Annotated in this window: 12 protein-coding genes; 7 read left to right on the top strand and 5 right to left on the bottom strand. The window is 61.3% G+C overall.

Annotated elements, in window-relative coordinates; genetic code table 11:
• Window positions 1-235: 235 nt before the first annotated feature.
• Window positions 236-1,060, bottom strand: coding sequence for a formate dehydrogenase accessory sulfurtransferase FdhD (locus BLV27_RS05360; RefSeq protein WP_244504550.1), 825 nt, complete (start codon window positions 1,058-1,060; stop codon window positions 236-238).
• A gap of 61 nt (window positions 1,061-1,121) precedes the next feature.
• On the opposite strand from BLV27_RS05360, the gene BLV27_RS05355 reads away from it, so the two are divergent.
• Both BLV27_RS05355 and BLV27_RS05350 read left to right on the top strand, forming a co-directional pair.
• Window positions 1,122-1,817 carry an AzlC family ABC transporter permease gene (locus BLV27_RS05355; protein WP_092643857.1) on the top strand — a complete coding sequence of 232 codons (696 nt, stop codon included), beginning with the start codon at window positions 1,122-1,124 and terminating at the stop codon, window positions 1,815-1,817.
• A complete protein-coding gene (locus BLV27_RS05350) occupies window positions 1,814-2,137 on the top strand; it encodes an AzlD domain-containing protein (RefSeq protein ID WP_092643544.1) in 324 nt (107 codons plus the stop codon). Before BLV27_RS05355 ends, BLV27_RS05350 begins: the two co-directional genes overlap by 4 nt.
• A gap of 5 nt (window positions 2,138-2,142) precedes the next feature.
• Here the strand turns inward: BLV27_RS05350 and BLV27_RS05345 are convergent, their stop codons facing one another.
• Window positions 2,143-2,601, bottom strand: a complete 459-nt coding sequence (locus BLV27_RS05345) for an Lrp/AsnC family transcriptional regulator (protein WP_092643856.1) — start codon at window positions 2,599-2,601, stop codon at window positions 2,143-2,145.
• A 140-nt stretch (window positions 2,602-2,741) separates the two neighbouring features.
• On the opposite strand from BLV27_RS05345, the gene ald reads away from it, so the two are divergent.
• Window positions 2,742-3,857 carry an alanine dehydrogenase gene (gene ald, locus BLV27_RS05340; protein ID WP_092643540.1) on the top strand — a complete coding sequence of 372 codons (1,116 nt, stop codon included), beginning with the start codon at window positions 2,742-2,744 and terminating at the stop codon, window positions 3,855-3,857.
• Between the two features lie 62 nt (window positions 3,858-3,919).
• On the opposite strand, the gene mscL is transcribed toward ald, so the two are convergent.
• Window positions 3,920-4,351 (bottom strand): large conductance mechanosensitive channel protein MscL, encoded by a 432-nt coding sequence (gene mscL, locus BLV27_RS05335; protein ID WP_092643537.1) that lies wholly within the window; start codon window positions 4,349-4,351, stop codon window positions 3,920-3,922.
• A gap of 145 nt (window positions 4,352-4,496) precedes the next feature.
• On the opposite strand from mscL, the gene BLV27_RS05330 reads away from it, so the two are divergent.
• From BLV27_RS05330 to BLV27_RS05320, 3 genes are read left to right on the top strand one after another with little or no spacing between them, the layout of a single operon-like run.
• Window positions 4,497-5,198, top strand: a complete 702-nt coding sequence (locus BLV27_RS05330) for a glutathione S-transferase family protein (protein WP_092643534.1) — start codon at window positions 4,497-4,499, stop codon at window positions 5,196-5,198.
• Window positions 5,199-5,246: 48 nt separating this feature from the next.
• Entirely contained in the window at window positions 5,247-5,564 is a 318-nt protein-coding gene (locus BLV27_RS05325; protein WP_092643531.1) for a hypothetical protein, read from the top strand.
• Window positions 5,557-7,266: a methyl-accepting chemotaxis protein gene (locus BLV27_RS05320; protein ID WP_170831356.1), complete on the top strand. Its 1,710-nt coding sequence runs from the start codon at window positions 5,557-5,559 to the stop codon at window positions 7,264-7,266. Before BLV27_RS05325 ends, BLV27_RS05320 begins: the two co-directional genes overlap by 8 nt.
• Window positions 7,267-7,688: 422 nt before the next feature.
• On the opposite strand, the gene pnp is transcribed toward BLV27_RS05320, so the two are convergent.
• Both pnp and rpsO read right to left on the bottom strand, forming a co-directional pair.
• Window positions 7,689-9,821, bottom strand: coding sequence for a polyribonucleotide nucleotidyltransferase (gene pnp, locus BLV27_RS05315; protein ID WP_092643525.1), 2,133 nt, complete (start codon window positions 9,819-9,821; stop codon window positions 7,689-7,691).
• A 351-nt stretch (window positions 9,822-10,172) separates the two neighbouring features.
• Entirely contained in the window at window positions 10,173-10,442 is a 270-nt protein-coding gene (gene rpsO / locus BLV27_RS05310; RefSeq protein WP_092643522.1) for a 30S ribosomal protein S15, read from the bottom strand.
• A 306-nt stretch (window positions 10,443-10,748) separates the two neighbouring features.
• On the opposite strand from rpsO, the gene BLV27_RS05305 reads away from it, so the two are divergent.
• Window positions 10,749-11,741 carry a calcium-binding protein gene (locus BLV27_RS05305; protein WP_092643518.1) on the top strand — a complete coding sequence of 331 codons (993 nt, stop codon included), beginning with the start codon at window positions 10,749-10,751 and terminating at the stop codon, window positions 11,739-11,741.
• The last annotated feature ends 329 nt before the right edge of the window (window positions 11,742-12,070 follow it).

Raw genomic sequence — 12,070 nt, 5'->3', positions numbered from 1 at the left:
TCGTATCAGCAAGGAGGAAAAGACGGGATTGCAGACATCGGACGGCCGGTCGCGCGGCTTGTCTGCGTCAGCCGAGATTGCAGCGCGTGCCCGACCTCTACCGATCTGCACCATCACCGGATTAGCGGCGAGAACACAAAGCTGCTGGCGTTTCATTTGCCCTCACCGGCTGGGCCAAACAGCCGAATACCCGAGAAGAAACGCCTTCTCCTCCAGCGGGCACCTAATTTGGGCGTCATACGTCCCATTGCACCCGGTCCTCCCCGGACAGGCAGATGAAACGGCTACCCTTCATGCGGCCCACGACAGTCAGGCCGACCTGCCGCGCGATCTCCACGCCCCAGGCGGTAAAGCCCGATCTGGATACGAGGCACGGAATGCCCATCAGGGCGCATTTGATCACCATCTCGGACGTCAGGCGCCCCGTGGTATAGAGCGTCTTGTCGCCCGCGCTGACGTTCCCGTCGCGCATCCAGCCGGCCAGCTTGTCGACAGCGTTGTGGCGGCCCACATCCTCAAAATAGGCAAGCGGGTCGGGGCCCTGACACAGACAGGTGCCGTGAATCGCCCCCGCTTCCAGGTACAGCGACGGGGTGCGGTTGATGGCGTTGGACAGGGAATGCAAATCCGAAACCCTGAGCGGCGTCGGCGGCAGGGTCAGTCCCTCCAGGCCCTCCATCATGTCGCCAAAGACAGTACCCACGGCGCAGCCCGAGGTACGGGTCGCGCGGGCCAGCTTGGCCTCGTGGTCCGTCTCGATGGCGGTGCGGACGACGACGGTCTCCAGTTCCTCGTCGTAGTCGATGCCGGTCACCTCGTCCTGTGCGCGCACCATGCCCTGATTGCACAGGAACCCCAAGGCCAGCCATTCCGGGTGATCACCGATGGTCATCGCCGTCACGATCTCCCGCGAATTCAGATAGATCGTCAACGGTCGCTCCTCGACCACGCGCAGATCGACCGGCGCACCAGTCTGGTCCACCCCGGTGACAGGACGAGTCAACCGGGGGTCGGCGGGGTTGGGGACAACCCTGAGGGACGGGAAAATTTCGGTGGACACTTGCGGCCTTCGGTTGGGACGGATACGCCCCACCGTGTCGCCCCGAACCGCAGGATGCAAGATGAGACCCCCATTCGCACGCGGTGTGGCGGAAGGCCTGCCGTTCATGGTGATCATGGTGCCCTTCGGTGCACTCTTCGGTGTGTTGGGCGTCGAATCCGGACTGCCCCTGACGCAGGTCATGGCGTTCTCGGTGCTGGTGATCGCGGGGGCGTCGCAGTTCACCGCCGTCCAGCTGATCGTGGACGCGGTGCCGGCCGTGATCGTGATCTTCTCGGCGTTGGCCGTGAACCTGCGGATGGTGATGTATTCGGCCAGCATGGTCCCGTACCTGGGGGCGGCCCCGTTGTGGCAGCGGGCGTTGATTTCCTACATCATGGTCGATCAGACCTATGCGCTTGCGCAGGGCGCCTTCGACGCGGAGGCGCGCTGGACGGTGGAGGACAGGGTCGCCTATTTTGCGGGGGTAGCCCTGCCCGTCTTTCCCGCATGGGTCGGGTCGACCTGGGCAGGTGCGGTGCTGGGCACGCAGGTCCCCGAGAGCTGGCAGCTGGATTTCGCACTGCCGCTGGCCTTCGTGGCCCTCGTCGGGCCCATGCTGAAGTCGCGAGCCCATCTCGCGGCAGCCCTGCTGTCGGTGATCGGGGCGCTGGCACTCTGGTGGGTGCCATACAACCTGGGCCTGATCCTGGCGGCGACTGCAGGAATGATTGTCGGGGCCGAAGTCGACCGGCGGATGACGGAGACCACGGCATGAGTTCGGGAACGATCTGGTTCATCATCGCCTGCCTGGGTGTGCTGACCTACCTGACGCGGTTCATATTCCTCGGGATCGTGGGCGATCGCCCCATGCCCCCGTGGATCCTGCGGCATCTGCGGTTCACAGGCGTGGCGGTGTTGCCTGCCTTGGTGGCCCCGCTGATCCTGTGGCCCGAGGCGAATGGGGGGGAGCCTGACGCTGCCCGCCTGATCGCGGCTGGCGCGGCGCTGGCGGTCGGCATCTGGCGCAAGGACGTGATCCAGGCGGTGATCGCGGGCGGCTTGACCATGGCGGCGATGGGCTGGCTACTGGGCTAGCCGCGTCAGACAGGCAGGGCGGTCGTCGCGAAGACGGTTTTCAATGCGAAGGACGACTGCAATTTCGCCACCCCCGGCAGGCGGGCCAGATGGCGGCGGTGGATCTGGGCGAAATCCTCGGAGTCGCGGGCGACGACCTTGAGCAGGTAGTCATAAGATCCCGTCATTAAGTGGCATTCCAGAACATCCGGAATGCGCGCGACCGCCGCCTCGAAGGCGTCGAGGACATCATCGGCCTGCGTGGCAAGGCTGATCTCCACGAAAACGATCGTGGGCCGCCCCACTGCACGGGAGTTCAGCAGGGCGACGGTGCCCGTGATCACGCCCGACGCCTCCAACCGTTGCAGGCGGCGATGACAAGCCGAGGGCGACAGGTTCAGCTTTTCTGACAGTTGCACGGCGGTGAGTCGGGCATCGCGTTGAACCAGCCGCAACAGACGGGCGTCGGTGTCGTCGATCTGCACTTGCACGCGATATTCTCTCTCATAAATTAGCTAATGCACGATTTTGCCGCGAAATTAGGCCACTTCACGCCGAATATAAAGACGAAAACGCAGCGCCCTGCCCCTATGCTCCGGCCAAATCTTATTCAGGGAGAACCAGGATGCTCATCGGCTGCCCCAAGGAAATCAAACCGCAGGAATTTCGCGTCGGCATGACGCCCATGGCCGCTCTGGAGGCGATTGCTCACGGCCACGAGGTTATCATCGAAAGCGGTGCCGGCGACGGGTCGGGCTTTGACAACGCGCAGTACGAAGCCGTCGGGGCCCGGATCGTGGACACCGCCGAGGATGTCTTCGCCCAGGCCGAGATGATCGTGAAGGTGAAGGAGCCCCAGGCCGTCGAGCGCGCCCGCCTGCGCGAGGGTCAGATCCTGTTCACATACCTGCACCTGGCCCCGGACCCCGAGCAGACGAAGGACCTTCTGGCCTCCGGCGCGACCTGCATCGCCTATGAAACCGTGACCGACCGCTCGGGCGGCCTACCCCTGCTCGCTCCGATGTCAGAAGTGGCGGGACGTTTGGCCCCCCAGGTCGGGGCCTGGACCTTGCAGAAAGCCAACGGCGGCCGTGGCACGCTGATGGGCGGTGTCCCCGGCGTCGGCCCGGCGGATGTTGTCGTCATCGGCGGCGGCGTTGTCGGCACGCATGCGGCGCGCATCGCCGCCGGTATGGGCGCAAGCGTCACGGTTCTGGACCGGTCGCTGCCTCGCCTGCGCTACCTGGACGATGCGTTCGGCTCGGTCTTCAAGACTCGCTTCGCCAGCGCCGGAAATACCGCCGAACTGGTCATGCAGGCGGACATGGTGATCGGTGCCGTCCTGATCCCCGGAGCCGCCGCGCCAAAGCTGGTCAAGCGCGCAGACCTGGCCCACATGAAGCCCGGTGCGGCCATCGTGGATGTTGCCATCGACCAGGGCGGCTGCTTCGAGACATCCCGCGCCACGACGCACCAGGATCCGATCTACGAAGTCGACGGCATCATGCACTACTGCGTGGCCAACATGCCCGGCGCGGTCGCACGCACATCCACGCTTGCGCTTGGCAACGCGACGCTGCCGTTCCTGCTGTCGCTGGCCGACAAAGGCTGGAAAAAGGCCTGCGCCGATGACGTGCACCTCAAGAATGGGCTGAATGCGCACGCGGGCATGCTGACCTATGCCGCCGTGGGCGAGGCGCTCGGGATGGAGTCTGTCGACCCCGACACCCTGCTGGCCTGACCCGACCGATATGATTTCAAAGGGCCCGCCGATGCGGGCCCTTTTCAGTTCGGTTGCCCTAATCAGTCGCGTTTCAGGCTGTCGCGGATTTCCAGCAGGACATCCAGTTCCGAAGGGCCAGTCTGAACCTCGGGGACGATGTCTTCGGGCTTCTCGGCCACGGATTTCAGTCTGTTGACCATCTTGACCAGCATGAAGACCACGAAGGCTATGATCAGGAAGTTGATACAGGCTGTTATGAAGGCCCCGTATGCAAAGATCGCCGCGCCGCTTTCGCGCGCCGCATCCAAGCCGACACCTGCAGGGACCTCACCTGACAAAACCACGTACATGCTCGTAAAATCGACACCACCCAAGATCAGACCAATTATCGGGTTGATGAGATCGCCGACGAGGCTGCTGACGATTGCCGTGAAGGCCGCTCCGATGATGATACCGACGGCCAGGTCCATAACATTGCCTTTGGCAACGAAGTCCTTGAATTCATTTATCACTTTCCTATTCCCTTACGCATTTCGGGTCTGCCTGACGATTTCGACAGATCTCCAAAAGGTGATCGTTGTTCCATGCTTGCGAGTCACCCGTTTTCTTCACAGGCGAAGTCAGTAGGGTGCATTTCGAAACTTTCAGGGAACACTCATGGCCGACCTTTCCGCCTTTCCGATTACACGACGCTGGCAACCGCAGGACCCGACGGTTCTGCAATTGTTCAGCTTTCCGACGCCCAATGGGCTGAAGGTTTCCATTGCGCTGGAGGAGATGGGCCTGCGCTACGAGGCGCATCGGGTGACTCTGTCGGAGACAGACGTACGGTCACCCGAATTCCTGTCCCTGAACCCCAACAACAAGATCCCCGCAATCATCGATCCGAACGGTCCCGACGGTGCGCCCATTGGCCTGTGGGAAAGCGGCGCAATCCTGATCTACCTTGCCGAAAAGAGCGGGAAACTTGGCGGCTCTACACCTTCGGAGCGCGCGCATGTGAACCAATGGGTCATGTGGCAGATGGGCGGCCTGGGCCCGATGTTCGGACAGCTCGGCTATTTCACCAAGTTCGCCGGCAAGGAGATCGATGACCCGCGCCCACGCGAAAAGTTTGCTGTCGAAGGCCGCCGCCTGTTGCGGGTTCTGGCCGGCGAACTAGGAGAGCGTGACTGGATCGCGACGGAATTTTCCATCGCGGATATCGCAATCGTGCCATGGCTGAACGCGCTGACATATTACGGCACACGCGACCTCGTGGGATGGTCCGAGTATCCAAGCCTGCAAACCTATCTGGATCGCTTCATGGCGCGCGAGGGCGTGCAGGCCGGACTGGATACCCCACCGCGCGAGGGATAGTGAACTGGGCTTAAGGCTTCCGAAAGAATCGCCTGCTAGGCGAAGGGGATGAAAAACCTTCGCCAATGGGCCGCGCGCCTTCTGCTTGTGTTATTTCCCCTCATGGGGGCTCTTGCCGCGCTGTCGACTTTGCCGGCCGCGACGGCTTCCAGTCCGGTCCTTGTCATCGGCCTTCCGGGGTTTGGCGACCCCAAGGACCTGGTAGCGCGAGCCGGCGGCTACCCGGTGGGATTTTTTCGCCCAGCCTTCGGACAGGTCGCACATTCGCAGAATCCAGATTTCCTGACAAACCTGCGGGCATCCGGCCCGTTCCTTTTGCTCAATGCCGACAAGCTCCCCAATTTTCTATGTGGTCGATATGCCTGACTCCTCCTTTGCCCTGAGCCGCGATAAAGTCGCGCAATTCCTGCTGATCGTAACAGGTGTCAGCGTAGTACCCGTCGCCCTGGCGGCCTTTGCAACGGGCTCCTCACCCGGGCTGATCATAGTGCTTTCGCTGTGCATGCCGGCCGTCGCATTTCTTGTCCGGCTTCTGGATCGGGGCTTGGCGCGCGTGTCCGTTGCCCTCGCGCTGACCTGTCAGGTGATGCTGCTGACCGCTGCCATGCAGGAGCATCCTTGGCAACTCGACACTCACATGTACTACTTCGTCGTGCTCGGAGCCATCGCGGCGATGGTCGATCTGCGGGCCGTCGTCGTGTCCGCGGTTTCGGTGATCATCCACCACTTGGTTCTGACCTTCGCGATGCCAGTGCTTATCTACGGCGTCTCCGACAGTACGTCATACCTGGGCGTCGAACGGACAATCATTCACGCAACGGCAGTGGGGATGATTGTTGTCGGTCTGGGGGCCGCAAGCCATATGCACCTCAAACTTGTGAAAGCTGCTGAGCGAGCCCAGGAAGAAACGCGCATCGCCAAGGACCATGCGCTCGCCGCAGAGCAGCGGACCGCCGAGGCGCTCAAAGACGCGGAAGCTGCACGCGCCGCGGCGGACGTCGCCCGTGCGCAAGCTGAGGACGCCTTGGCCCGGAGGCTGGAGGAGGAGCGCCGCGCAGAGGCAGTTGATGCTGCGGCATACGAACGGAGACTGGAGGAAGAGACACGGAAATCCCGGGAGCAGGCCAACCAGACCGAGGCGATGCACATTCTTCGCAACGCCCTGAGCCATCTGGCACAGGGGGATTTGGGAATCCGCATCGCCGGCACACTCCCCGAAAGCTATGAAGATATCGGAAACCGATTTGACAGCACGCTTGAGGCCTTGGATCATGCGCTCCGTGATATTCGGCAAGTTTCGAGCACGATCACGGGCGAAACCGACGAAATCGCTTCTGCGGCAGCAGATCTCTCTCAACGGACAGAACGTCAGGCGGCTACGCTTGAGGAAGTCACGACTTCTACCGAACAGCTGACCCAACTCATCCGCGCGACTGCCGAGGATGCCGGTCAGGCCGAGGCCGTCATGGTCACGACCGGCACGGAAGCCCAAACCGGGGCCGAGATTATGAATCAGGCCATCGCGGCCATGGCCGAAATCGAGACCTCCGCCGGAGAGGTGCGCAAGATCACCTCCATGATCGAGGACATCGCCTTCCAGACGAACCTGCTTGCCCTGAATGCAGGCGTCGAGGCAGCGCGAGCCGGCGACGCAGGCCGCGGCTTCGCGGTTGTTGCATCGGAAGTTCGCGCGCTGGCCCAACGCTCGTCCGAGGCGGCAAACCGGATTAATGCCTTGATCGCACAGTCAGGCGACCAGATCGAACGTGGCGTCACGCTTGTGCATGATACCGGCGGCGCGCTTGAGAAGATCATTGATGCGGTCGAAACAGTTACCACGCGCATCAGCAAGATCGCCGCCACTTCCGAAGAACAGGCCACGGGCGTGAACGGGATCAATGCAGCGCTGCGCGATCTGGATCGCGTGTCACAGCAGAACGCCAGTATGTTCGAAGAAACGACAGCAGCCTGTCAAACCCTTCGCACCAGCGCGCATGGCCTGTCTGCAGCAATCCAGAACTTCGGGACACAAGACGCAATTATCGATGAGGGAGTTCGGGCCGCGTGAACACGAAGCGAACTTGCTGCTGCAAATTCAGCCCAACCCGGAAGCTTGGGGCGCAGGGGCAAGACCAATCCTGCATCAGGCAACACCGTCGATCTCTCCGTTTGCTTAGGACATTATTTAGCGACAGGTGAAAGCCAAATAACCGGACGATAGTGCGGCACTTTTCGCACCGGGCAATCGCGCTGAGAGCGGCCATTCCGGGGCTCAGCGAAAGGATCGCGAACAAACCACTCGGGCGCGGAGCGGATCAAGCAAAGAACTTGACTGCCGCTGGCACCGGATCATCAGACGCTCTTGGTCGCAGTATCGGACTGGATTGCTTTCTACCCGGCCTACGGAAATCCGGTCTCTTCCCGCTTGCATCATCCACACAAAAAGGGCCCCGGCAGCGATGCCAGGGCCCTGATTTCGAAGCGCGGATATTACTCTGCGCCTTCGGTCGCGGTCTCTTCCTCGCCGGTCTCCTGATTGACCATCTTCATGGCCAGACGGACCTTGCCGCGATCATCGAAGCCCAGCAGCTTGACCCAGACGTCCTGACCTTCCTTGAGCACATCCGACGGATGGTTCAGACGGCGGTTCTCAATCTGGGAGACGTGCACCAGGCCATCGCGCTTCCCGAAGAAGTTCACGAAAGCACCGAAATCGACAATCTTGACGACCTTGCCCTTGTAGACCTTGCCCTCTTCGGGTTCAGCAACGATCGAGTGGATCATTTCATAGGCCTTCTTGATCGCCTCGCCGTTGGCCGACGCAATCTTGATGATTCCATCGTCGTTGATATCGACCTTGGCACCGGACATCTCGACGATCTCGCGAATGACCTTCCCGCCCGAGCCGATCACTTCACGGATCTTATCGGTCGGAATCTGCATCGTCTCGATCCGGGGCGCGTGCTCCGAGAACTCGGACGCTTCGGTCAGGGCTTTTGCCATCTCCGCAAGGATGTGAACGCGGCCAGCTTTCGCCTGTTCCAGCGCCTTTTCCATGATGGCTGGCGTAATACCTGCGATCTTGATGTCCATCTGCAGCGAGGTGATTCCCGCTTCAGTGCCCGCAACCTTGAAGTCCATGTCGCCGAGGTGATCCTCATCCCCGAGGATGTCGGTCAGAACCGCGAAATCGCCGTCATCTTCCAGCACGAGGCCCATGGCCACACCCGCGACCGGTGCCTTTAGCGGCACGCCGGCGTCCATCATCGACAGCGATCCGCCACAGACGCTCGCCATCGAGGAAGAGCCGTTCGACTCCGTAATCTCGGAGACCAGACGGATGGTGTAGGGGAAGTCGGTGTTTGACGGCAGAACCGCCTGCAGAGCACGCCAAGCCAGCTTACCGTGGCCGATTTCGCGGCGACCCGGAGGACCAAAACGACCCACTTCGCCGACCGAATAGGGCGGGAAGTTATAGTGCAGCAGGAAGTTGGATTTGAAGTTGCCGTGCAGCGCATCAATGAACTGCTCGTCGTCGCCCGTACCCAGCGTGGTTACGACCAGACCCTGCGTTTCGCCGCGGGTAAACAGCGCGGAGCCGTGCGTCCGGGGCAGCAGGCCTACTTCGGAGACGATCGGACGCACCGTATCAAGGGCGCGCCCGTCGATCCGCTTGCCGTTCTTGACGACATCGCCACGCAGAACCTTGGATTCAAGCTTTTTCAGCGCGGTGCCAAGGTTCGCGTCTTCCAGATCTTCCTCCGACAATTCTGCCTTGATGGCTTCCTTGGCCGCGGACACGGCAGAGGTACGCTCCTGCTTGTCGGTGATGGCATAGGCATCGCGCATTTTCTGCTCGCCCAAGGTCATCACACGGGCCAGCAGGTCCGAATAATCGGGAGCCTTGAAGTCCATCGGCTCCTTCGCGGCGTCTTCGGCCAGAGACACGATCAGATCCAGCACGGGCTGCATCTGCTCGTGGCCGAATTTCACGGCACCCAGCATCTCGGATTCCGACAGCTCATAGGCTTCGGACTCGACCATCATCACGGCATCTTTAGTGCCGGCAACGATCAGGTCGAGGCGCTGCTCGGGGTTGTTCTTGAGATCCTGCATATCGTCGACCGACGGGTTCAGGATATAGTCGCCATCGACGAAGCCCACGCGGGCACCAGCGATCGGGCCCATAAAGGGCGCGCCGGAGATCGTCAGAGCGGCCGAAGCGGCGATCATGGCAACGACGTCGGGGTCATTTTCCAAGTCATGCGACAGAACGGTGCAGATCACGAGGACTTCGTTCTTGAAGCCATCGACAAACAGCGGGCGGATCGGACGGTCAATCAGACGCGAAGTCAGCGTCTCTTTCTCGGTCGGACGCGCTTCTCGCTTGAAGAAGCCACCAGGGACCTTGCCGGCCGCGTAGTATTTTTCATTGTAGTGAACGGTCAGGGGGAAGAAATCCTGACCCGGTTTGGGCGACTTGGCGTAAGTCACGGCGGCCATGACCGACGTCTCGCCATAGGTGGCGATGACGCAACCGTCGGCTTGACGGGCAATCTTGCCGGTTTCGAGCGAAAGGGTATCATGCCCCCACTCGATCTCTTTTTTAACGATGTTGAACATTTCGTATCCTGTCTGACGCCTCCTGGCCCCTGCCAGTGCGTCGTTGAATAGCGGCCCCATTGCCGCCGACCCCCTTCATCATGTCATGCGCCGGGATCAAAGCGTCACGTCTCAGATATGGGGCGTGTAGCGGAATTGCTCGGGATTGGGAAGGTCGCGCGTCCGTCGACCGCAATCAAGACGAATGGCCACCGTCCGACGCAACACGGCACGCAGAAGGACAACCGAGCGAATGCGAAACGGTGTGCCATTCAGGGTCAGCGAGAGAATTGTGAGAGCAGAACGACCGCCGGTCAGAACGAAAAAAGGCCGCGCGGGAAGCACGGCCTCTCGAATGAGTATTGAAACGGATCAGCGACGGATGCCGAGGCGCTTGATCAGATCCTGATACCGCTCTTCGCTCTTGCCACGGGCATAATCGAGCAGCTTGCGGCGCTGCGCGACCATCATCAGAAGGCCACGTCGGGAATGGTTGTCCTTCTTGTGGGTCTTGAAGTGCTCGGTGAGGGTGGTGATCCGCGAGGTCAGGATCGCAATCTGGACCTCGGGCGAACCGGTGTCGCCTTCCTTGGTCGCGAATTCCTTAATCAGGCGGTTCTTCTCTTCGACGGTGATCGACATCGGGGGCTCCTTGAAGGTTAAAGAAATGGCGCAAGCCGGGATGTCGTCCAGCAGGGCCCTTGGAGAGGGGTCCCGCTACACCGATTCCCAAGCCTTGGAAAGCCCCCTTGGCGACCAAATAAGGCCAGGGATCGGTATCGTTTTAGGCATTTCCAGTTGGACCCGACGACGCTCTGCACCGTAGGCATCGACGTGCAGACGCGACCTATGCCGGTCCACGACGCCCGCTTCTCGCCGCATCCAGTGTGGGTCAAGCGAATGAAAACGTGACCGGGCACTACGCCGCCACCAGAGGGAGATCATGAAATGTTGCTGATGGCAGGCCTGGTCGGCCTTTTCATATCCGGTGTAATGGTCGCGCTTCCGGTGTCCGGGACTGAAGACGACGTCGACGGTTGGGACGGGCCGGACGATCAGAAGGAGATCAGGACATCGGAGGCTGAGGGCGCGGACGCGGAAGAATCGCCCCGCGATCTTCTCGATCCCGAAGAACCACCGGTCCTTGCCACGCGTGATCAGATCGGCGGTGCGCACCTCGGGGACGGGCTGGGCGGAACCTCCGCCACCCCGATCGCCGTCCAGAGCGATGCGGTACTCGGCAACGCATCGGATGACGAGATCGGTGGTTCTGCAGAGAATGACTTCATTATCGGCAATGATGGGGCTGACACATTGGATGGCCTGGCGGGCCGCGATGTCCTGATGGGCGGCCGCGGCGACGATATCCTGCACGGTGGCGATAATGACGATATACTTCACGGCGACGCCGATGACGACACTCTTCATGGCGGAACGGGCGATGACTTGCTGTCCGGGGGCGACGGCGACGACGACCTGATCGGCGGCACCGGGTCCGACAGCCTGATTGGCGGCGAAGGCCGTGATACGCTTGCCGGCGGCGCGGGTGACGACTTTCTGGATGGCTCAGTGCTGGACGATGCAGGTAGGGATCGCGACGACGCCGACCGAATATCCGGCGGGGACGGCGACGACTCTCTTGCTGGCGGTCAGGGCGACAGCCTGAGCGGTGGGTCCGGATCGGATCTGTTTCTGCTTCGCGCTCCGACCGAACCGACCTCGGGGCTAGACGGCGATTTGGACAATGTCCCGCTGATCGAGGATTTTGATCCGGCCGTGGACAGGATCGAAATAGACTATACGGGTGCTAGCGTTCCCGCCTTGAGCATCGTTGAAACGGAAGGCGAAACTGGAGTGATGCTTGACGATGTGTTGGTGGCGCGGCTCAGCGGAGTGCAGAGTCTCGACGCGAGCCATATCAGGTTGATTGCAGCCCGCTGATCACGCTTGGAACTCTGTCGGATCGCCCCGATTTTCCGCTTTACGAAAGAGCGCCGCAGGATTGCGGCTCAATTTGCGTGCTGGGCGAAATTTCGGGGCGAACAGAAACGAACACCGCCAGACCGTCCAGACCTTTTCGAAGGTCCGCCCGGATACTGAAACGGATCGACACGCGGCGTTCTCCTCTCTTCGTGATGTCAAACAATGACAGGCCTGCGGGTCTTGACGGGACTATTCCTGATCTGGCGGGCGTCTTTGACGGTGCCGTTCGTTACGTTCGGTGCGGTGATGACCAGGACGTTTATGCCGAAGGAGACGTGCGACTTTAC

This window comes from Jannaschia faecimaris, assembly GCF_900107415.1.
GTDB lineage: Bacteria > Pseudomonadota > Alphaproteobacteria > Rhodobacterales > Rhodobacteraceae > Jannaschia > Jannaschia faecimaris.
Note: the sequence above shows the minus strand (reverse complement) of the source record. Positions and strands in the feature narration are given on the sequence as shown.

Excerpts from the sequence above, each read along its gene's own strand:
- BLV27_RS05305 (WP_092643518.1), top strand. The coding sequence starts at position 10,749 with ATGTTGCTGATGGCAGGCCTGGTCGGCCTTTTCATATCCGGTGTAATG.
- BLV27_RS05325 (WP_092643531.1), top strand. The coding sequence starts at position 5,247 with ATGAAAAACCTTCGCCAATGGGCCGCGCGCCTTCTGCTTGTGTTATTT.
- BLV27_RS05320 (WP_170831356.1), top strand. The coding sequence starts at position 5,557 with ATGCCTGACTCCTCCTTTGCCCTGAGCCGCGATAAAGTCGCGCAATTC.
- rpsO (WP_092643522.1), bottom strand. The coding sequence starts at position 10,442 with ATGTCGATCACCGTCGAAGAGAAGAACCGCCTGATTAAGGAATTCGCG.
- pnp (WP_092643525.1), bottom strand. The coding sequence starts at position 9,821 with ATGTTCAACATCGTTAAAAAAGAGATCGAGTGGGGGCATGATACCCTT.
- BLV27_RS05350 (WP_092643544.1), top strand. The coding sequence starts at position 1,814 with ATGAGTTCGGGAACGATCTGGTTCATCATCGCCTGCCTGGGTGTGCTG.
- ald (WP_092643540.1), top strand. The coding sequence starts at position 2,742 with ATGCTCATCGGCTGCCCCAAGGAAATCAAACCGCAGGAATTTCGCGTC.
- BLV27_RS05330 (WP_092643534.1), top strand. The coding sequence starts at position 4,497 with ATGGCCGACCTTTCCGCCTTTCCGATTACACGACGCTGGCAACCGCAG.
- BLV27_RS05355 (WP_092643857.1), top strand. The coding sequence starts at position 1,122 with ATGAGACCCCCATTCGCACGCGGTGTGGCGGAAGGCCTGCCGTTCATG.